The organism is Ruegeria sp. CDSC042 (genome assembly GCF_059610745.1).
The window spans coordinates 70,218-89,361 of record NZ_JBXWOF010000004.1; the positions used below are offsets into that span (position 1 = coordinate 70,218).

Annotated in this window: 18 protein-coding genes; 7 read left to right on the forward strand and 11 right to left on the reverse strand. The window is 58.7% G+C overall.

The genetic code is table 11. The features are described from left to right. Window positions 1-19 precede the first annotated feature (19 nt). The 7 genes from AC2FHX_RS10160 to AC2FHX_RS10190 all read right to left on the reverse strand — a co-directional run bounded on the left by AC2FHX_RS10160 (window position 20) and on the right by AC2FHX_RS10190 (window position 7,986). Window positions 20-802: a crotonase/enoyl-CoA hydratase family protein gene (locus tag AC2FHX_RS10160; protein ID WP_496701736.1), complete on the reverse strand. Its 783-nt coding sequence runs from the start codon at window positions 800-802 to the stop codon at window positions 20-22. A 3-nt stretch (window positions 803-805) separates the two neighbouring features. Beyond that, window positions 806-1,660: a hydroxymethylglutaryl-CoA lyase gene (locus AC2FHX_RS10165; protein WP_496701735.1), complete on the reverse strand. Its 855-nt coding sequence runs from the start codon at window positions 1,658-1,660 to the stop codon at window positions 806-808. A 64-nt stretch (window positions 1,661-1,724) separates the two neighbouring features. Next, window positions 1,725-3,656 (reverse strand): acetyl/propionyl/methylcrotonyl-CoA carboxylase subunit alpha, encoded by a 1,932-nt coding sequence (locus tag AC2FHX_RS10170; protein WP_496701733.1) that lies wholly within the window; start codon window positions 3,654-3,656, stop codon window positions 1,725-1,727. Between the two features lie 10 nt (window positions 3,657-3,666). Continuing rightward, window positions 3,667-4,335, reverse strand: coding sequence for a hypothetical protein (locus tag AC2FHX_RS10175; RefSeq protein WP_496701731.1), 669 nt, complete (start codon window positions 4,333-4,335; stop codon window positions 3,667-3,669). A 5-nt stretch (window positions 4,336-4,340) separates the two neighbouring features. Beyond that, window positions 4,341-5,945 (reverse strand): carboxyl transferase domain-containing protein, encoded by a 1,605-nt coding sequence (locus AC2FHX_RS10180; RefSeq protein WP_496690856.1) that lies wholly within the window; start codon window positions 5,943-5,945, stop codon window positions 4,341-4,343. Further along, complete coding sequence (locus AC2FHX_RS10185; protein ID WP_142634912.1) at window positions 5,942-6,454, reverse strand: hypothetical protein; 513 nt, start codon at window positions 6,452-6,454, stop codon at window positions 5,942-5,944. Before AC2FHX_RS10185 ends, AC2FHX_RS10180 begins: the two co-directional genes overlap by 4 nt. A 5-nt stretch (window positions 6,455-6,459) precedes the next feature. Continuing rightward, window positions 6,460-7,986, reverse strand: coding sequence for an AMP-binding protein (locus tag AC2FHX_RS10190; RefSeq protein ID WP_142634914.1), 1,527 nt, complete (start codon window positions 7,984-7,986; stop codon window positions 6,460-6,462). A gap of 136 nt (window positions 7,987-8,122) precedes the next feature. Here AC2FHX_RS10190 and AC2FHX_RS10195 point away from each other — a divergent pair, with 136 nt between their 5' ends. Next, window positions 8,123-8,728, forward strand: a complete 606-nt coding sequence (locus AC2FHX_RS10195) for an OmpW/AlkL family protein (RefSeq protein ID WP_271950306.1) — start codon at window positions 8,123-8,125, stop codon at window positions 8,726-8,728. Window positions 8,729-8,782: 54 nt separating this feature from the next. On the opposite strand, the gene AC2FHX_RS10200 is transcribed toward AC2FHX_RS10195, so the two are convergent. Then, window positions 8,783-9,946, reverse strand: a complete 1,164-nt coding sequence (locus AC2FHX_RS10200) for an isovaleryl-CoA dehydrogenase (protein ID WP_496690857.1) — start codon at window positions 9,944-9,946, stop codon at window positions 8,783-8,785. Between the two features lie 175 nt (window positions 9,947-10,121). Between AC2FHX_RS10200 and AC2FHX_RS10205 the strand changes: the two genes are divergently transcribed. Continuing rightward, window positions 10,122-11,192, forward strand: a complete 1,071-nt coding sequence (locus AC2FHX_RS10205) for a Hint domain-containing protein (protein ID WP_496690858.1) — start codon at window positions 10,122-10,124, stop codon at window positions 11,190-11,192. On the opposite strand, the gene AC2FHX_RS10210 is transcribed toward AC2FHX_RS10205, so the two are convergent. Both AC2FHX_RS10210 and AC2FHX_RS10215 read right to left on the reverse strand, forming a co-directional pair. Next, a complete protein-coding gene (locus tag AC2FHX_RS10210; protein WP_271950215.1) occupies window positions 11,193-12,383 on the reverse strand; it encodes a DegT/DnrJ/EryC1/StrS family aminotransferase in 1,191 nt (396 codons plus the stop codon). Window positions 12,384-12,423: 40 nt separating this feature from the next. Further along, entirely contained in the window at window positions 12,424-13,095 is a 672-nt protein-coding gene (locus tag AC2FHX_RS10215; RefSeq protein WP_142634920.1) for an HAD-IA family hydrolase, read from the reverse strand. A 134-nt stretch (window positions 13,096-13,229) separates the two neighbouring features. On the opposite strand from AC2FHX_RS10215, the gene glmU reads away from it, so the two are divergent. From glmU to AC2FHX_RS10235, 4 genes are read left to right on the forward strand one after another with little or no spacing between them, the layout of a single operon-like run. Then, window positions 13,230-14,582 carry a bifunctional UDP-N-acetylglucosamine diphosphorylase/glucosamine-1-phosphate N-acetyltransferase GlmU gene (gene glmU / locus AC2FHX_RS10220; protein ID WP_496701727.1) on the forward strand — a complete coding sequence of 451 codons (1,353 nt, stop codon included), beginning with the start codon at window positions 13,230-13,232 and terminating at the stop codon, window positions 14,580-14,582. A gap of 3 nt (window positions 14,583-14,585) precedes the next feature. Continuing rightward, window positions 14,586-16,406, forward strand: coding sequence for a glutamine--fructose-6-phosphate transaminase (isomerizing) (gene glmS, locus AC2FHX_RS10225; protein WP_281994883.1), 1,821 nt, complete (start codon window positions 14,586-14,588; stop codon window positions 16,404-16,406). 3 nt (window positions 16,407-16,409) lie between these two features. Further along, on the forward strand, window positions 16,410-16,955 hold the full coding sequence (locus tag AC2FHX_RS10230; protein WP_496701725.1) for a pyridoxamine 5'-phosphate oxidase family protein: 546 nt from the start codon (window positions 16,410-16,412) through the stop codon (window positions 16,953-16,955). Further along, window positions 16,952-17,641 (forward strand): DNA alkylation repair protein, encoded by a 690-nt coding sequence (locus AC2FHX_RS10235; RefSeq protein WP_496701723.1) that lies wholly within the window; start codon window positions 16,952-16,954, stop codon window positions 17,639-17,641. The genes AC2FHX_RS10230 and AC2FHX_RS10235 overlap by 4 nt, the downstream gene beginning before the upstream one ends. Here AC2FHX_RS10235 and AC2FHX_RS10240 read toward each other — a convergent pair. Then, entirely contained in the window at window positions 17,629-18,045 is a 417-nt protein-coding gene (locus tag AC2FHX_RS10240; protein WP_496701721.1) for a hypothetical protein, read from the reverse strand. The two genes, AC2FHX_RS10235 and AC2FHX_RS10240, sit on opposite strands and share 13 nt — an antisense overlap. A 90-nt stretch (window positions 18,046-18,135) precedes the next feature. Between AC2FHX_RS10240 and moaA the strand changes: the two genes are divergently transcribed. Then, window positions 18,136-19,143, forward strand: coding sequence for a GTP 3',8-cyclase MoaA (gene moaA / locus AC2FHX_RS10245; RefSeq protein ID WP_496701719.1), 1,008 nt, complete (start codon window positions 18,136-18,138; stop codon window positions 19,141-19,143). Window position 19,144 lies beyond the last annotated feature (1 nt).

The following is a 19,144-nucleotide window of genomic DNA, read 5'->3' on the forward strand; positions in this document are numbered from 1 at the left end:
AGACCGACAGAACGTAAACCTAACTATTCCATACAGGTTTTCGCTTGTCGAAGAATGCGCTGATTCCCTCATGCGCCTCGTCGGTTTCCCAGCGCGCAACAAGCGCCCGGATCGTTTGGTCGATAACGGGATCGTCAACACGCGGCCCCAAACCATGGACCAAGGCCTTGGCCGAGGCCACCGCACCAGGCGCACATGACAGATAGGGTTCAACCTCGGCCTCGACAGCGTCGGCCATATCTTCTGCTGATACCGTTTTTGCCAATAGGCCCAAATCGACGGCCTCGGCCGCGTCAAACAATCGGGCCGACATAAAGACCCGTCTCGCACGTGCCGCCCCCATCCGAGCGACGACATAGGGGCCGATGGTGGCCGGGATCAGACCCAGTCGCGTCTCGGTCAGGCCCATTTTCAGGGTCTCGACACCTATTGCCACGTCGCAGACGGCGGCAAGGCCCACGCCGCCACCAAAGGCGTTGCCCTGTAACGCTCCAATCAGCGGTTTGGGCATCACGTTCAACGCCTGCAACATCTCGGCCAGTTTGCGTGCTTCGACAAAGCGTGTCTGAGAATCCGCTGCCATCTGGTCCTGCATCCAGCCCAGATCCCCACCGGCACAAAAGCTTTTGCCTGCTCCGGTCAGAACGACGACGCGCACAGTGCCATCGCGGCCCAACTGCACCGCCGCTTGTGTCAGTTCCCGGATCATCTGCGCGGACATCGCATTATGCTTCTCCGGGCGGTTCAGCGTCAGGGTTGCAATGCCACGTGGATCAACCGTGACCGAGATCGTTTCAAACATCGCCTACTCCGCCCTCATGGCCAGTGCCATTTGTGCCGCTTGTTCCACGATCCCCAGATCAAGCCCCGTTTCGTATCCAAGACGCTCTAGATGCGCGACCACGGCTTCGGTGGCCACGTTCCCTGCGGCGCCGGGTGCATAGGGGCAACCGCCCAGCCCCCCGACTGCTGAGTCAAATGTCCGCACGCCCAGCGCCAATGCAGCGTCGATATTGTCGATGGCCCGACCATTGGTGTCGTGGAAATGTCCCGCCAAGCGGGTAACAGGCACCGTCTCACGCACCGCCAGAAGCATATGGGCGATAGTGTCCGGTGTTCCCTGCCCGATCGTATCCCCCAGCGATACCTCATAGCAGCCCAGCGCAAATAATGTGTCCGCAATCTCGGCCACCTTCTCGGGTGGGGTCGGACCATCATAGGGGCAGTCGGTCACGCAGGACACGTAACCGCGCACCGGCAGGTCAATATGGCGCGCAGCCTCTAGGATCGGTTTGAACCTCTCAATGGATTCGGCGATGGTCGCGTTGAGATTGGCCTTCGAGAACCCTTCCGAGGCAGATGCGAATACGGCAATCTCATCCGCTTTGGCAGACAAGGCGTCCTCGTACCCGCGCATATTCGGCGTCAGCGCCGCATAGCGCACCTTACCAACCCGCTGGATCCCGGCCAGAACATCGGCACTGCCAGCCATCTGGGGCACCCATTTCGGAGACACAAAACTGGCAACTTCGATCCGATTGAAGCCCGCCTTGCTCAGGCAATCGATCAGAGCGACCTTCTCGGCAACAGGAATTTCCCGCAGTTCGTTCTGCAGCCCATCACGTGGCCCTACTTCAAAAATGTCGACCCGTTCACCCATAGCTTTCGCCTCCCGTTATGCCGTGTTGTCCCGACTGTGCCACGTTGCGGCGCAGCGGGACAGATCATTCCTCCTCCAGCCGGACCAGCGCCGCGCCGGCCTCGACCTGAGCGCCCGTTTCGGCCAGCACCTCGGCGATCACGCCATCACGGGCAGCCAGCAAGGAATGTTCCATTTTCATCGCTTCCAGAATGGCCAGTCGATCACCCTCTGAAACGGCTTGCCCTACGGTGGCGAACATGGCCTTGACCAGACCGGGCATCGGCGCCTCGACCACATTGGTATCACCCAAGGCGCTTGCATCGCGATCCAGCGGATCGACATGCTCAAACACTTGCCCATAGTCATCGAATACTGTGATTGTCGCACCAGCCAGTGCCACGGGCGGCATCGGGCGGTCATCAATGTACCAGCCTCCATTGCGCCGTTGCGCCAGAACCGTTGTGTCCTTGATCTGCCAGACCTGCCGGTCAGGTCCTTCGACCTGTACGTCTAGATCAATGAGCTCGCTATCGCACTTCAACTGGACGGCCCGGTGCAGCGGCGCCCACAGGCTGAAACCCGTGTCGGGCCCGGTCTCGACCAGATCAAGCGCCGTCATGGCTGCTGCAACAATCAAGCGCGCGCGCGCATCAGAAGTTCGGACCAGCCCGTCGATATCCCGACCGATCAGCCCGGTATCGACATCGCCCGCCGCAAATCCAGGGTGCCGGGTCAGCGCGCCAAGAAACGAGAGATTCGTGACCGTCCCGGCAACCTCGGTCCGCCGCAGAACCCGGTGCAGGTTTTCCAGCGCCACTGCACGCGTCGGGCCATGCACCACGACCTTGGCAATCATCGGATCGTACCAGGGGCTGATTGTATCGCCGGACCGCACTCCGCTATCGGCGCGGCATTCCGCAGGAAAGCGCAGATGTGTCAGCGTACCTGTTGCGGGCAGAAACCCTTTGGGCACGTCCTCGGCGTAAAGCCGGGCTTCGAAGGCATGCCCGTTGATCGTCAGGTCATCCTGCGTTTTTGGCAACGCCTCACCCGAAGCGACTCGCAACTGCCATTCGACCAGATCAACGCCGGTAATCGCCTCGGTCACGGGGTGTTCCACCTGCAAGCGCGTGTTCATCTCCATGAACCAGAACCGATCCGGGCGCAGCCCGTCCGATGCATCAACGATGAACTCAACTGTACCTGCGCCCTTGTAGCCAATCGCCTCGGCGGCGCGCACGCCAGCCTGCCCCATGGCCTCGCGCATTTCGGCTGTCATTCCAGGGGCCGGGGCCTCTTCGATCACCTTCTGGTGCCGCCGCTGCAGCGAACAATCGCGTTCGAACAAATGTACCGCTTGGGTGCCATCGCCGAACACCTGCACCTCGATATGCCGAGGCTTGGAAACGAATTTTTCGACCAGAACGGCATCGTTGCCAAAGGCGGTTTTCGCCTCTCCCCGCGCACTGTCTAGAGCCTCAGTAAAGTCTTCGGGGTGCTCTACCAGCCGCATCCCCTTGCCGCCGCCCCCAGCAACGGCCTTGATCAGCACTGGATAGCCGATGGTCTGGGCCGCGCCCGCCAGATGATCAGGGTCTTGGTTATCGCCGTGATAACCCGGAACCACGGGCACGCCCGCCAGCTCCATCAACACTTTTGCCGCGTCTTTGAGGCCCATCTTGCGGATCGCATCCGCCGAGGGCCCGATAAAGATCAGACCCGCAGCCTCAACCGCGTCAACGAAACCGGGGTTTTCAGACAGAAACCCATAGCCGGGGTGGATCGCCTGCGCGCCTGTATCCAACGCTGCCTGAATGATCACATCACCCTTTAAATAGCTGTCCGCCGGGGCCGCTCCACCGATATGCACCGCCTCATCCGCCATTTGCACATGCTTGGCCGAGGCGTCCGCGTCCGAATACACTGCAACACAGGACACACCCATTTTCTGAGCCGTTTCCATCACCCGACAGGCAATCTCGCCCCGGTTAGCAATCAGGATTTTGTTGAACATTGATCGCCTCCTACCACCATGACCCACTCTTTTCGTCTGTCAAATGCACGCGAACAAAGTTCGGCAACGGCCATGCATCCCGATCCATGCCGCTAATCTTGCCAAGATGACCATCGCGATATGCGTGGTGATAAAGTTCGGGGTGAATAGTGATCTCGATCTCAGCCAGCGCGCCTTCGACCTTAGTCTTTGTTCTGTCAATTTCGTCCGCAAGCTTGGCTTCATCGCTTTTACCCATCAAGATGCGTGGCAAAGCGATGTCACCGAACACTTTCTTCCCTACGGATAGGGCGATTGCCAAAATTAAATTACCGACCAATCCGCCAACGATATCCACAGCCGAGTTCAATCCGAAACTCCAACTCAACCAACCACGCTTACCCTTCTCGGCTGCGAGTTCTGCACGCATCCGATCAAATTCACGCGCAAAAACCTGGCGAAATTCGCGCGCAAACCGAACGCGACTGAAATCGTCTCGCCCAGAGAATATCTTTAACGCCGGGCGAACGAAGTAGCCGCCATTCGACCGATCAACAAATTCCTCGAAATCAAAGAGAAAAAAGTAGTCCTCCGGATCGCGAGAGTTGTGCACCAGAAAAACAGAAATCTCGGCTCTTTTAGTGAGGTCCGGCACTTTGACCTCAGGCATGGTATCAAGAATTTTCTTTTTTAGATTCATCGTATCTACATCCTGAACACGCCGAAACGTGTCTCCTCAATCGGGGCATTCAGGGCGGCACTCAGCGACAAGGCCAGAACATCGCGACTTTTGCGCGGGTCGATGATGCCGTCGTCCCATAGGCGCGCCGAGGCATAGAGTGGGTGAGATTGTTCCTCGAACATATCCAATGTTGGGCGCTTGAATTCGATCTCTTCCTCAGCCGACCAACTGCCACCCTGCCGCTCGATCCCGTCTCGTTTGACGGTGGCCAGCACGCCCGCCGCCTGCTCGCCCCCCATTACGGAAATACGCGAGTTCGGCCAAGTCCACAGGAACCTGGGCTGATAGGCCCGCCCGGCCATGCCATAGTTCCCGGCCCCGAACGAGCCCCCGACAAGCATGGTGATCTTGGGTACCGAAGTCGTAGCAACGGCTGTCACCATCTTTGCCCCGTGCCGCGCAATGCCTTCGTTTTCGTATTTGCGGCCCACCATAAAGCCGGTGATATTTTGCAGGAAGACCAGCGGGATTTTGCGTTGCGAACACAGCTCAACAAAATGCGCGCCCTTTTGGGCCGCCTCCGAGAACAGCACGCCGTTGTTGGCGATGATCCCAACGGGGCAGCCTTTGACATGGGCAAACCCGGTCACAAGCGTCTCACCAAAGCGCGGTTTGAATTCATCGAACCGAGAGCCATCGACGAGCCGCGCGATCACCTCGCGGATATCATAGGGCGTGCGCAGGTCGGCGGGAACAACGCCCAGAATTTCCTCGGGGTCATAAGCCGGGTCTTCGGGGCTGGCCCAATCCACGGTCTGCGGTTTGCGCAGATTCAGAGAACGCACCGCCTGCCGCGCCAAGGCCAGCGCGTGGGCGTCGTCCTCAGCCAGGTAATCGGCCACGCCGGACAGACGGGTATGGACGTCGCCACCGCCCAGATCCTCGGCGCTGACAACCTCCCCGGTCGCGGCCTTGACCAAAGGCGGACCTGCCAGAAAGATCGTGCCCTGATCTTTGACGATGATCGTCACATCCGACATCGCGGGCACATAGGCCCCGCCCGCCGTACACGAACCCATGACCACCGCGATCTGAGGGATACCCTTCGCGCTCATCCGGGCCTGATTATAGAAGATGCGGCCAAAGTGGTCGCGGTCGGGAAAGACCTCATCCTGGTTGGGCAGGTTCGCCCCGCCGCTGTCGACCAGATAGATACAGGGGAGTTGGCTTTCCTCGGCAATCTCCTGCGCGCGCAGGTGTTTCTTGACCGACATCGGATAATAAGTGCCGCCCTTCACGGTGGCGTCGTTGCAAACCACCATGACCTCGCGCCCCTGCACCCGGCCAATGCCCGCAATCACACCAGCGCTTGGCGCGGCATCGCCATACATCCCATGCGCCGCCGTCGCGCCGATTTCCAGAAACGGGGACCCTGGGTCCAGCAGGTTCGCAACCCGGCGCCTGGGGAGCATCTTGCCACGGGATTCATGCCGCGCGCGGGATTTTTCACCCCCGCCCAGACGGGCCGCTTCCGCAGCGGCAGAGATTTGCGCCAGCGCGTCGAGATGGGCCGCGCGGTTTGCTTTGAAACCCTCGGAGGCGGGCATGGATTTGGATGTGAGTTTCATTCCTGAACCTCTCTTTGAGCGTAAATCTGGAGTCGCTGCGCCGTACGCGCGTCTGCGAGGCGCATCGCCTCGGACAGCACACTGGTCAGTTGCGGTGGAACCGTAGGGCTTGGATCAAGGCGTATTGCCGGTTCTTTTGCGCGGGCAAATGCGAATCGGTAACTTCGGGATCGAAATGTGCCAGAGATGGTCTCGGGAAGATTCGTGATCGTTTTTTGTCGAATTTCGTCGATACTCATTTCGAGTTTAGAAAAGCACTGGTCCTGACTTTCCAGAATACCAACAGAACAAACATCGATTGCGAGCCCCGCACAAAGCGCCACATCCTGAGACGCTGCACCACGAACGTCAATCAATGTGCTTTCATCGGTCACTTTTTCCAGTGTCTCAATTAGGACCTCCGAAAAGGTTTGAAGGCATGATTTCATCAACGCATCAGCAAGGCGAAAATCTCCAGCTGCAACGAAAGACGGAAATGTTGCAAAGAAAAATGCGATGCTGACTAACATTCGACTCATTGCCTTACCTCACCCACCGCACGCGCCTTCAAATCCTTCCGGATCACCTTCCCCGTCACCGTCATCGGCAATTCTTCCAGAAACGCCACTTCGCGCGGATAGGAATACTGCGCCAGACGATCCTTGACCCAATCCTGCAACTCTCGCTCCGCAACCGTGGCTCCCGGTTTCAACACGACATAGGCCTTCACAATCTCAGTCCGCAAAGGATCAGGTTTACCGACCACACCAACTGTCGCCACCGCCGGATGGGTCAACAGGCAATCCTCGATCTCAGCAGGGCCGATGCGATACCCGGCGGAAGTGATCACATCGTCATCGCGGCCAACAAAGCGTAAGTACTCACCCTCCCACATGCCGCGATCTCCGGTGATCAGCCAATCGCCGCGGAACTTCTCGGCCGTGGCCTCAGGTCGGTTCCAGTATTCCAGCAGCATCGAGGCCGAGCCTCGGCGGATGGCCACGTCGCCCTCTTGATCTGTGGGCTGGCCATCCTGGTCGATCACTGCAACTTCATGCCCAGGAACCGGTTTACCGATGCAACCCGGGCGCACCGGAAAATCCTCAGCGCAGGAAGACACGACCATGTTGCATTCGGTCTGACCGTAGAATTCGTTGATCGTCAGGCCGAACGCCTGCTTCCCCCATTCCAACATCTCGGCACCCAGCGGCTCCCCTCCGGAAGCGACCGAGCGCAGACCGGGGATCGCCTGATCCGTGGCCTTGAGCATCCGCAATGCGGTAGGCGGAAAGAACACGTTCCGTACCCCGCCACGTGCGATCACATCCGCACAGGCCTCGGGGGTGAATTTCTCGAGCCGGGCCGCGACCACCGGAATGCCCAGCGCCAGCCCTGGCATCAACACATCGAACAACCCGCCAATCCATGCCCAGTCGGCGGGCGTCCACAGAAAGTCACCTTCGCGCAGATGGTTGTGGCTGATCGAGACCCCCGGCAAATGGCCGGTCAAAACCCGATGCCCATGCAGCGCGCCTTTGGGGCTGCCCGTGGTGCCGGAAGTATAGATCAGAACTGCCGGATCCTCGGGGCCGGTATCCGCAAAGGGCACCGGATCATCAGACGGAGCTATCTGATCGACCCGAACCGGTACGGCCAAATCCCCCAGCAGCGCAGCACCCTCTGCGTCTGTCAACACCAGTTGCGCCCCTGCATCCGCGACACGCGAGGCCAGCGCGTCATGTTTGAACAATTTAAACAAAGGCACCGAAATCGCGCCGATCTTCCAGATCGCAAGATGCGCCGCCGCGCAGCCGGGTGACTGGCTGAGCAGTACTCCAACGCGATCCCCAGGCCGCACCCGATCGAGCAAGGCGAGTGCGATGTCATCGGCCAAGCGTCCGAGTTGTGCAAACGTGACGACCTTGCCCTCACCCCCGGTCAGATCGATGATCGCCGTCTGCTCTGGGGGCTGTTCCAAGCATTGCCGCGCCATGTTCAACCGGTCCGGCAGATCCCAGCCCCCACCCTGATGCAAACCAGGTATGCCTTCAGCGGGACACATTACCGAAACCCTTTGTTTTTCTATGTCTTTTCTGAATCGAGCCACCAAAGACGGTCACGGGAATTTGATGCAGATCAGAGTCGGCGGGCTCTGCTTCATGCAAAACCCGGTCATCAACAAATCCAAAGGCCGTAAAATGACCAAGAAACTCGCCGCTTTGACTCTTTCGACCGCGCTCGTCGCGTTTGCTGCGCCCGTTTTCGCCCAAAATCAGGGCGACTGGACCGTTGGTGTCGGTGTCGGCTATCTCGACCCGAAATCCGACAATGGGTCCCTCGCCGGGCTGGATGCAGATGTCGATTCCGACACACGCCCGATCTTTACTGCCGAGTATTTCGTTCGGGATAATCTGGGTATCGAGCTGCTGGCCGCCACACCGTTCAGCCATGAGGTCACACTGGGTGGCAGCCTCGACGCAGGGACCGTCAAACACCTGCCGCCCACACTGTCGCTGAACTATCACTTCCCGACCAACTCGGTCTGGAAACCCTATGTCGGCGCGGGCATCAACTATACCATCTTCTTCGACGAAAAATCGGCTCTGGGTGATCTCGAACTCGACAACTCGGTCGGCCTCGCACTGCAGGCCGGTCTGGACTATATGGTCACCGAAAAAGGCGCCGTGCGTTTGAACGTACGCTGGTTCGACATCGACTCGGACGTCAAACTGAACGGCACCGATATCGGCACCGCTGAAATCGATCCTTGGCTGGTCGGCGTATCCTACGTTCACCGCTTCTGATCCTTTACACAGAACGCCCTGCCGTTCCCTCGTCGGCGGGGCGTTTTTTTTTGCTCAGAGCATTTCGTTCATTAATTCCCGTCCGATCAGCATCCGGCGGATTTCGCTAGTGCCGGCGCCGATTTCCATCAGCTTGGCGTCGCGGAAAATGCGGCTGACCGGCGAATCCGACAGGAACCCCGCGCCGCCCATAGCCTGGACTGCCTGATGGGCCTGCGTCATGGCCTGTTCCGAAGCATACAGACAGCACGCTGCCGCATCTTGCCGGGTCACATCCCCACGGTCACAGGCCTTGGCGACCTCGTAGACATAAGCCCGGGCAGAATTCGTGGCCGTGTACATGTCAGCAATCTTGCCTTGCATCAGCTGAAAGCTGCCAATCGGTTTGCCGAACTGCTTGCGCTCGGCCAAATACGGCATGACTTCGTCCAGACAGGCGGCCATGATTCCGGTTCCGATCCCGGCGAGCACAACGCGTTCGTAGTCCAGCCCTGACATCAGAACCGCGACACCCTTACCCTCTTCGCCCAGAACATTTTCAAAGGGCACCTCGACGTCATCAAAAATCAATTCCGCCGTGTTTGATCCGCGCATGCCCAGCTTGTCGAAATGGGGCGACGTGGAAAAGCCCGTCATCTCTTTTTCGACCAGAAAGGCGGTGATCCCTTTGGATCCAGCATCAGGATCCGTCTTGGCGTAAACGACCAGAGTATCCGCGTCCGGCCCGTTCGTGATCCAGTACTTGCTTCCGTTCAGCCGGTAGTGGTCGTTGCGCTTTTCCGCCTTCAGCTTCATCGAAACGACGTCTGATCCGGCGGACGCCTCAGACATGGCCAGCGCGCCCACATGTTCGCCGGAAATCAACCGAGGCAGATATTTCGCCTTTTGCTCTGGGCTGCCGTTCAGCTTGATCTGATTGACGCACAGGTTTGAATGCGCCCCGTATGACAATGAGATTGAGGCAGAGGCCCGGGCCACTTCTTCGACCGCGACGGTATGGGCCAGATAGGACATGGCCGCGCCACCATATTCCTCGGACACTGTAATTCCCAGCAGGCCCAACTCACCCATCTCGCGCCAAAGTTCATTCGGAAACGCGTTCGAGGCATCGACCTTCGCGGCCATCGGCTTCACCCGCTCTTGCGCCCAGCGATGCACCATTTCACGCAGTGCGTTCACATCTTCACCCAGATCGAATTGCATGGCCGCCGTGAACATCGAACTCTCCCAGTAAATGAACGATTGTTCAAATAATCTGCCATGACCATGAACCCGGGTCAAGCGCTGACCGAAAAAGGTTCACCCGCGAGCCGATCCGGAGCGTCACAAATTCACCATACTCGACGATTAGATCGCCAAAGCCGTTAAGGTTTTTGCTTCAAGGATTCTGCGAATGGCCCCAACCAACGTCATCGTAAATGGTACTTTTAATAGCGGTTCCGCAAATTGGTCTGGTACGGATATCGAAGCTGACCACACTGAGGGCGCCTATCTCGGGAATGGTTCATCGAATCGTGTGGCCGAAATGGATGGCAACGCAAGCCAAGTCACGGTGATGGAGCAAACCTTTACGCTGGATGACCCCAAATCCGGCGAGCTTAGCCTGGATTCCGCACTTAGGACGGCATCTAACTCGAATGCAGGCAGCGAAGGATTTACCGTCGAGATTCTGGACAGCAACGGCGTCGTTATCGCCTCGATGACTGTTCTGCCGACTGCGAACAGCTTTTCCACATTCACCATGCAGGTCGATTTCCCTTCCGCCGGTGACTATACTCTGCGCCTTACCGAACTTGGCCTTAATGATAGCCTTGGCGCCATTGTCGATAACATCGAGTTACTGGTGTGTTTTTGTCAGGGCACCCTGATCGAGACGGAACTCGGGGAACGTCCCGTTGAAACCTTGCGTGAAGGTGATCTTGTGCTGACCCGATCGGGGCTGAAACCTGTCAGATGGATCGGACAGCGGCATCTTTCGGCAACCGATCTGGCAATCAATCCAAACCTGAATCCGGTTCGAATCGCGAAATCCGCATTGGGGGACGGTTTGCCGAAACAGGATCTATTGGTTTCCCGGCAGCACAGAATGCAAATCTCTTCGGCGGTGGCGCAGCGCATGTTCGGATCGCCGGATGTGCTGGTCGCGGCCATCAAGCTGTCGGAATTGCCGGGGATCGATATAGAAAACAGCCTTGATCAGGTTGTGTATTACCACCTGCTGTTCGACAACCACGAAATCGTTTTTGCAAATGGCGCCCCGAGCGAAAGCCTGTTGCTGACCGACACGTCACTGGCATCCGTTACGGCGCAGGCCCGCGAAGAAATCCAAATGATCTTTCCAAATCTGCTGGAAGCCAAAAATACGGTGCCGTCTTATCCGATCCCTGAAAATCGGCTGCAAAAACGACTGGTCGAGCGGCTGCGGAAGAACCAAAAATCCCCGCTCGAATCACAGGCAATGTGATCAGGACTGGAACACCGCGCCGACCTCGGAGCGAATGATCCGTGCGATCAACCGGCAATCATCCAGTGAAAAAGTCAATGGCACCCGCATATCCATGATCCCGGTCAAAATGCGGTCACTCGCAGGCAGAGGCGCGCTTTCCACATATCGCCAACTGTCATAGCGCGAGGTAAACCCGGTGGGCTCTGCTCCGCCGAACCATTTCAGATCCACACCACGCGCCGCGCAGCGCTGCATCACAAGAGCAATCCGTTCGGGTGACCAGTCCAGCAGCAAGAACTGAATAGACGAGCCCACATAAGTTTCCGCCTCGGGTCGTTCGACAATGGTAAGACCCGGCGTGCCGCGCAGCCCTTTTTCGATCTCGACATAGCGCTCATTCCACCGGTCAATCTGTTGTTCCAGGTTGCGAAGTTGCGGCCTAAGGATCGCGGCCCTCAAATTGTCCATGCGCCCTGAGACATTGGGCGTGGTGTACTTGATCCGCTCGAACACCTCTGGGCCCGGCGCTGCAAGGTGGCGCTCATACAGCATGTAGGATCCTGAAAGGACCGTCGCCTTGGCAGCCAGTTCCTCGTCATCGGTAATCAACAACCCGCCTTCACCGGAATTTATGTGCTTGTAGGTCTGGCAGGAATAACACCCGATAACGCCCTGCCGTCCGGATTTTTGCCCGCGCCATGCGGCGCCCATCGTGTGCGCGCAATCTTCGATCACGGCCACACCGGCGGCATCGCAGATTTGCATCAACCGATCCATGTCGCACAGATGCCCGCGCATATGGCTGAGCATCAGCACATCTGACTGATCCAGTTTGCTTTCGAGATCATCCAGATCAATCGTCAGCGCTTCGGTCACACCGACAAATACCGGCTTGGCTCCGATCGAGGCAATCGCCCCCGGCACCGGCGCCAGGGTGAAAGCGTTGGTCAGAACCGTATCTCCGGGCTGCACCCCTATCGCGCGCAATGCTGTCGCCAGTGCATAGCCGCCCGAAGAGACCGCCAGACAATATTTTGCGCCGGTCTGCGCGGCAAATTCCTGTTCTAACAGGGCGGTCTCGGCCAGTTCGCCGGGCGAGACGTTATATCTGTGCAGCCGGCCATGACGCAAAACGGCCAGAGCCGCCTCGATCGCCTCATCCGGGATTGGTTCCTGCTGGGTGAAATTGCCAGTAAACTTCTCAGTCATCTTTTCGCTCTTGAGGCCGCGATGGGCCGGGGTCAAGGGGTCAGGCTGCAGCTCCGACCAAATCAAAAACAAGTTTCGGCAGGTCATCAAAATGATGCAACAGCGCTTCGGGTTTCAGCGCAGCCATGTCGTCGCCAGATGGCCCGAATGTTACAAGCACCGAAGGTACACCTGCAGCACGCGCCGTATTCCGGTCGGTGTCGGAATCCCCGATCAGAACGCACAGATCCGGGTGTCCGCCGGCCCGGCGGGCAGCTTCACGCAGGGGCTCCGGATCGGGTTTGCGAACCGGCAAAGTATCCGCACCGACGAGTGAGCCGAACCGGTCGCGCACACCCATTTGGGTCAGCAGCTGATGTGCCAGAGCCTCGGGTTTATTAGTGCAGATACCAACGCCATAGCCTGCCTCTTTCAACTTTCCAACCGCGTCCAGCGCGCCCGGATAAAACCGGGTATGGGTGTCAATCGCCTCCGAGTACGCTTCTAAAAGCATCGGGTAATAAGCGTGAACAGCCTGCTCGTCATAGGCCCCAACCCGCTTCAAACCGTGGGTCAGCATCATCCGCCCACCACGCAAAGCGATACCAGCATCCTGCCCGTGGACCAGCACATCGCCGTGCCCCATATCGCGAAAACAATGGTTTGCGGCCTCCAGCAAATCCCCGGAAGTATCCGCCAGTGTCCCGTCCAGATCAAAGATGACTGTTCGCATTACGCCTCCTGCCTCGGCGGGTTTTCGCCACGTCTTGTTGCAAACGGCAATCTAGTTTGATGGCTGAACCGCTTGCGACTTTACCCTCAGCGGATAAAACGGACTGCAACAAAACACAAAGAGAAAACGATTTCATGAGTATCGCCCTTGTCATCCTTGCTGCCGGTAAAGGCACCAGGATGAATTCGGATATCCCGAAAGTCCTGCACCCGATTGCTCAGGCGCCTATGCTGGTCCATGCCATGCGCGCTGGTGCTGTTTTGTCGCCCGAGCGGACCGTCATTGTCACCGGGCACGGGTCCGAAGCCGTTGCCAAAGCGACCCTGGCCGAGGACGAGACCGCACAAATCGCCATTCAGGCCGAACAGCTGGGCACCGCCCATGCTGTCGCACAGGCGCGCCAAGCGCTGCAGGGTTTCAACGGCGACGTGGTTGTTCTGTACGGGGACACGCCCTTTTTGCAACCCGATACGTTGGAACGTATGATCGAAGCGCGGGCCAAGAACGATCTGGTTATTCTGGGTTTTGAGGCCGCAGATCCTGCACGCTATGGCCGGTTGGTCATGAACGGACAGGCCCTTGAACGCATCGTCGAATACAAAGACGCCTCGGATAAAGAGCGCGATATAACACTTTGTAACTCTGGTCTTTTGGCCTGTGACGCTGAATTACTGTTTTCGCTGATCGACAGCGTGGGAAATGACAATGCCGCCGGTGAATATTACCTGCCGGATGTCGTGGCAATCGCCCGATCCCGTGGCCTGAATGTCACCGCAGTCGCCTGTGACGAGGCACAGACGCTGGGTGTGAACTCACGCGTTGACCTGGCCGCTGCGGATGCGGTTTTTCAGGCCCGTGCCCGCGCCGAACTGCTGGATTTGGGGGTCACGCTGATGGCGCCGGAAACCGTCTATCTGGCCGCTGATACCGTCATTGGCCGCGATACGGTGATCGAACCCAACGTGGTCTTTGGCCCCGGTGTCACGGTGGAAAGCGGTGCAACGATCCGCGCGTTTTCGCATCTTGAGGGCTGCCATGTCAGCCGCGGCGCCATCGTCGGCCCCTATGCCCGCCTGCGCCCCGGCGCTGAGCTGGCAGAAAACACCCGCGTCGGAAATTTTGTTGAAATCAAGAATGCTGAGATCGCCGAAGGCGCCAAGGTCAACCATCTCAGCTATATCGGGGACGCAACGGTTGGGGCGGCGACAAATATCGGCGCGGGCACGATCACCTGCAACTATGATGGCGTGATGAAGCACCAAACGACCATCGGCCAGAACGTCTTTGTCGGATCGAACACCATGTTGGTGGCACCTGTCACCATTGGTGACGGCGCGATGACGGCCACCGGAACCGTGGTGACGCGCGATGTGGAAGCGGATGCTTTGGCCGTTGCGCGCGCCAAGCAGGACAACAAGCCCGGTTATGCGCGTAAATTGTTTGACATGTTGACGGCGAAGAAGGCTCGTCGCGACAAAGGAGCCTGACAGATGTGTGGGATTGTAGGCGTATTGGGCAAGCACGAAGCTGCCCCTATCCTGGTCGAGGCCCTAAAACGGCTGGAATACAGGGGGTATGACAGTGCAGGCATTGCTACGGTCAATGGCGGATCCCTGGGTCGGCGTCGGGCTGTAGGCAAGCTGGTAAACCTCAGCGACCTGCTGGTGCATGACCCGCTTCCGGGTAAATCCGGTATCGGCCATACCCGCTGGGCCACCCATGGCGCGCCGACAGTTTCGAATGCGCATCCCCACCGGGCCGGGCCGGTTGCCGTTGTTCACAACGGCATCGTTGAAAACTATCGGGAGCTGCGGACAGAGCTGGCGGAACACGGGATCGGGTTCGAAACCGAAACCGATACGGAAACCGTCGCCCTGATGGCTGAACATTACCTCAAATCAGGGCTGCCCCCGGTTGAAGCCGCCTATAAAACCATCGACCGGCTGGTCGGCGCATTTGCCCTGGCCTTTCTGTTTGACGGCGAAGATGACCTGATCGTGGCCGCGCGCAAAGGCTCGCCACTGGCAATCGGGCACGGGGACGGAGAGATGTTTGTCGGCTCGGACGCCATCGCGCTAGCGCCGCTGACGGATCGCATCACCTATCTGGAAGAAGGTGACCGTGCGGTTCTGACCCGCACATCGCTGGAAATCCGCAACGAGGCAGGTGAGCTTGCCAATCGCGAAACCCGCAAGATCAAAGTGGATCACAGCCGCGCCGACAAGGCCGGGCACAAGCATTTCATGGCCAAGGAAATCGCGGAACAGCCGATTGTGGTTGCCGAGGCGATCCGGTCCTACCTGCCCTCTGCCGGGGATCAGGTCGTTCTGCCGGGGGATCTGGATTTCACCAAGCTGGACCGTCTGACGATGGTCGCTTGCGGGACTGCTTTCTACGCCTGTTTGACCGCCAAATACTGGTTCGAGCAACTTGCCAGAATACCGGTCGAAGTCGATATCGCCAGCGAATTTCGCTATCGTGAACCTCCGATCCCGGAACGCACTATGGCGCTGTTTGTCAGCCAATCGGGTGAAACCGCCGATACGCTGGCCGCCCTGCGGTATTGCGACGGCAAAGCGGACAAGGTCGTCTCAGTCGTCAATGTTCCAGAAAGCTCGATCGCACGTGAAAGTGACATCGCCCTGCCGATCCATGCCGGGGTCGAGATAGGCGTCGCCTCGACCAAAGCCTTCACCTGTCAGCTGAGCGTGTTGCTGATGCTGGCGCTCAAGGCTGCCGCGGACCGTGGCACGTTGAGCGACGAGGAACTTGCCGATCACGCCGCCGCATTGCGCGGGCTGCCTTCGGTGCTGAACACCGCGTTGGATCAGAACCGGGCTATCAGGAAATCCGCCCAGCGCTTGTCCGAGGCGCGCGATGTTCTGTTTCTGGGACGCGGCCTGATGTACCCGCTGGCGATGGAAGGGGCGCTGAAACTCAAGGAAATAAGCTATATCCATGCCGAAGGTTATGCTTCGGGTGAGCTAAAGCACGGCCCCATTGCCCTGATCGACAAACACATGCCCGTGGTGGTTCTGGCCCCGCGAGACACGGTGTTCGACAAAACCGTGTCGAATATGCAAGAGGTCATGGCACGCAAGGGTAAAGTCATCCTGGTGTCCGATGATGACGGCATCGCCGAGGCCGAAGACGGGGTCTGGAGCACGATCCGCATGCCGCATGTGCACCCCAGCCTTGCGCCGATCCTCTATTCGGTGCCCGCTCAGCTGCTGGCCTATCATACGGCGGTGGCCAAGGGCACGGATGTGGACCAGCCGCGCAATCTGGCGAAATCCGTAACGGTGGAGTGACACATGTCCAAGAAATTTCCGGCGCTGGATGACGCCCATCGCAAGTTTATCGAGGATCAGCATCTGTTCTTCGTCGGCACCGCCGGACCTGAAGGACGGGTCAATATCTCTCCCAAAGGGATGGACTCGCTGCGGGTACTGGGGCCGAATCGGATTGTCTGGATGAACCTGACCGGCAGTGGCAATGAAACCGCCGGGCATTTGCTGGAGGTCAATCGCATGACCCTCATGTGGTGTTCCTTCACCACACGCCCGCTGATCCTGCGGACCTATGGCACCGCGCGTACATTGCATGCCGGGGACGAGGGCTGGGACGCGTTGGCCGGGCTGTTTCCCGACCACCGCAGCGCCCGCCAGATCTATGACCTTGCGATTGACATGGTTCAGACCTCTTGCGGATATGCTGTACCGTTCATGGAATACCAGTCCGAACGGGACACGATGCAGAAATGGGTCGACGGTAAGTCCGATGACGATATCCGCGATTATTGGGTTGAGCGGAACCATCAGACGATCGACGGCAAGCCAACACGCGCTGCGGACCTATGACGCCCGTCACCTATCTTGACCAGATCCGGGCCCATGCCGACCCCGAGCGCGCCGTGCAGATGGCGGCTTATCACAAGGTCGAACGCCTCTATCTGGGCGTTGCAAATCCGGTTCTGAACGACCTGACCAAACTATGGCGACAGGAACTGGACGTTGCTGCGCGGGTGGATCTGGCTGACGCCCTCTGGCAGACCGATATCCACGAGGGCCGTCTGGCCGCAGCCAAGTTGCTGACCCAAGCCCGTATCCGCCCCGATGAGGCTGCTTGGGACCTGCTGCAAAGCTGGTTGCCAGATTTCGATGCCTGGGCGGTGGCAGATCACGCCTGTATGGCGATGCAGAAACGCTTGTCTGCGGACCCGGCGCGGTTGGATCAGGTCGAAAGCTGGACAGCGTCAGACCACATGTGGACACGGCGCGCCGCGCTGGTGGCCACCCTGCCCTGGACCAAGCAGAACCACCCCAAGCCAGAAGACCTGAACCGGCGCGACCGTATTCTTGGCTGGGCAGCGGGCTATGTGCCCGACCGTGACTGGTTCATCCAGAAAGCAATCGCATGGTGGCTGCGCGAGCTGTCGAAACATGACGCGGACCGAGTGGTTAACTTTCTGCGCAACCATAGTTCGGCCATGAAGCCCTTTGCCCGGCGTGAAGCTGGCAAATATCTGAAAGGTCAGTTGGAATAAACTTCCAGCTCGACAAGTTCGTCATAAGGCAAAAGCAGTGCCCGCATCGCATCCAGCGACAGCCTGCTGCCACCGCTTTCGGGCCCACGGGCCGGGACCAGCGTGATATAGGCCTGCGCCCCTGTTCTGGGCACGACAACGCGACCCGTGAACTCTGTCTCGACCAAAGGCGTTTCCATCCAGCGTCCCGGCGTTGTCGGATCACCTAAGCTGGCAATGGTGGTCTTGGCGCCAACCCAACCAGCGGCGGTTGCGGGGACCGGAACGGATTCGGCAACGTCTGCTTCCGCGGCGACCTCTGGTTCAGCCGCAGGTTTGTCGCGACCGAAAACCCGATCAGTTGTCGAGCGGACAGTGTCACAGCCCGCAACAAGGATACAAATGGTCAGCAGAGCGTATTTCATGGCCTGAACTTAGCCCCCCTCACAGGACTGTGCCAGCACAAAGCACAGTTCAGGCTTGTCGCAGGCCAGTCGCCGCTTTACGTATGACGCATGACAGCTCCGCTTATCGACCCGTTCGCACGTGCCATCACCTATCTCCGCGTCTCCGTTACGGATCGCTGTGATTTTCGCTGTGTTTACTGCATGTCCGAAGACATGAAGTTCCTGCCGAAAAAGGACCTGCTGACGCTGGAAGAGCTGGACCGTATGTGCACGACCTTCGTGAAGATGGGCGTGGAAAAGCTGCGCATTACGGGGGGTGAGCCGCTGGTCCGCCGAAACATCATGTCATTCTTCAATGCCATGACCCGGCATCTGGACAACGGCGCGTTGAAAGAGCTGACGCTGACAACCAATGGCTCGCAACTGCACCGCTTTGCTGACGATCTCTATGCGGCGGGCGTGCGCCGGGTGAATGTGTCGCTGGACACGTTGGATGATGAGAAATTCAGCCAGATCACCCGTTGGGGCCGGTTGAAACAGGTTCTGAACGGAATTGATACTGCCCAAAAGGCTGGCCTGCGGGTCAAGATCAACGCTGTGGCCCTGAAGGGGTTCAACGAGGCAGAGCTTCCAACAATCACCCAATGGTGCGCTGAGCGCGACATGGATCTGACCTGGATCGAGGTGATGCCGATGGGCGATATCGGGAACGAGAACCGACTGGATCAGTACTGGTCGCTCAAGGATGTCCGCAAGGAATACGAAAGCCACTATACCGTGTCCGATCTGGCAGAACGCACCGGTGGCCCGGCGCGATATGCGCGGCTTGAAGAAACGGGCCAGAAGATCGGCTTTATCACACCGCTGTCGCACAACTTCTGCGAAAGTTGCAATCGTGTCCGCCTGACCTGTACGGGTGAGCTGTATATGTGTCTGGGGCAAGAGGATATGGCCGATCTGCGTGCCCCCCTGCGAGATCATCTCGATACCGAGGCGCCGCTGGAACAGGCCATCCGCGCGGCGATAAATCTTAAGCCCAAAGGCCACGACTTCGACTATTCCCGCCAGGCGGTCGACGGCAGGATGAGCCGCCACATGAGCCATACGGGCGGCTGAC

Excerpts from the sequence above, each read along its gene's own strand:
- AC2FHX_RS10160 (WP_496701736.1), bottom strand. The coding sequence starts at position 802 with ATGTTTGAAACGATCTCGGTCACGGTTGATCCACGTGGCATTGCAACC.
- AC2FHX_RS10165 (WP_496701735.1), bottom strand. The coding sequence starts at position 1,660 with ATGGGTGAACGGGTCGACATTTTTGAAGTAGGGCCACGTGATGGGCTG.
- AC2FHX_RS10170 (WP_496701733.1), bottom strand. The coding sequence starts at position 3,656 with ATGTTCAACAAAATCCTGATTGCTAACCGGGGCGAGATTGCCTGTCGG.
- AC2FHX_RS10175 (WP_496701731.1), bottom strand. The coding sequence starts at position 4,335 with ATGAATCTAAAAAAGAAAATTCTTGATACCATGCCTGAGGTCAAAGTG.
- AC2FHX_RS10180 (WP_496690856.1), bottom strand. The coding sequence starts at position 5,945 with ATGAAACTCACATCCAAATCCATGCCCGCCTCCGAGGGTTTCAAAGCA.
- AC2FHX_RS10185 (WP_142634912.1), bottom strand. The coding sequence starts at position 6,454 with ATGTTAGTCAGCATCGCATTTTTCTTTGCAACATTTCCGTCTTTCGTT.
- AC2FHX_RS10190 (WP_142634914.1), bottom strand. The coding sequence starts at position 7,986 with ATGTGTCCCGCTGAAGGCATACCTGGTTTGCATCAGGGTGGGGGCTGG.
- AC2FHX_RS10195 (WP_271950306.1), top strand. The coding sequence starts at position 8,123 with ATGACCAAGAAACTCGCCGCTTTGACTCTTTCGACCGCGCTCGTCGCG.
- AC2FHX_RS10200 (WP_496690857.1), bottom strand. The coding sequence starts at position 9,946 with ATGTTCACGGCGGCCATGCAATTCGATCTGGGTGAAGATGTGAACGCA.
- AC2FHX_RS10205 (WP_496690858.1), top strand. The coding sequence starts at position 10,122 with ATGGCCCCAACCAACGTCATCGTAAATGGTACTTTTAATAGCGGTTCC.
- AC2FHX_RS10210 (WP_271950215.1), bottom strand. The coding sequence starts at position 12,383 with ATGACTGAGAAGTTTACTGGCAATTTCACCCAGCAGGAACCAATCCCG.
- AC2FHX_RS10215 (WP_142634920.1), bottom strand. The coding sequence starts at position 13,095 with ATGCGAACAGTCATCTTTGATCTGGACGGGACACTGGCGGATACTTCC.
- glmU (WP_496701727.1), top strand. The coding sequence starts at position 13,230 with ATGAGTATCGCCCTTGTCATCCTTGCTGCCGGTAAAGGCACCAGGATG.
- glmS (WP_281994883.1), top strand. The coding sequence starts at position 14,586 with ATGTGTGGGATTGTAGGCGTATTGGGCAAGCACGAAGCTGCCCCTATC.
- AC2FHX_RS10230 (WP_496701725.1), top strand. The coding sequence starts at position 16,410 with ATGTCCAAGAAATTTCCGGCGCTGGATGACGCCCATCGCAAGTTTATC.
- AC2FHX_RS10235 (WP_496701723.1), top strand. The coding sequence starts at position 16,952 with ATGACGCCCGTCACCTATCTTGACCAGATCCGGGCCCATGCCGACCCC.
- AC2FHX_RS10240 (WP_496701721.1), bottom strand. The coding sequence starts at position 18,045 with ATGAAATACGCTCTGCTGACCATTTGTATCCTTGTTGCGGGCTGTGAC.
- moaA (WP_496701719.1), top strand. The coding sequence starts at position 18,136 with ATGACAGCTCCGCTTATCGACCCGTTCGCACGTGCCATCACCTATCTC.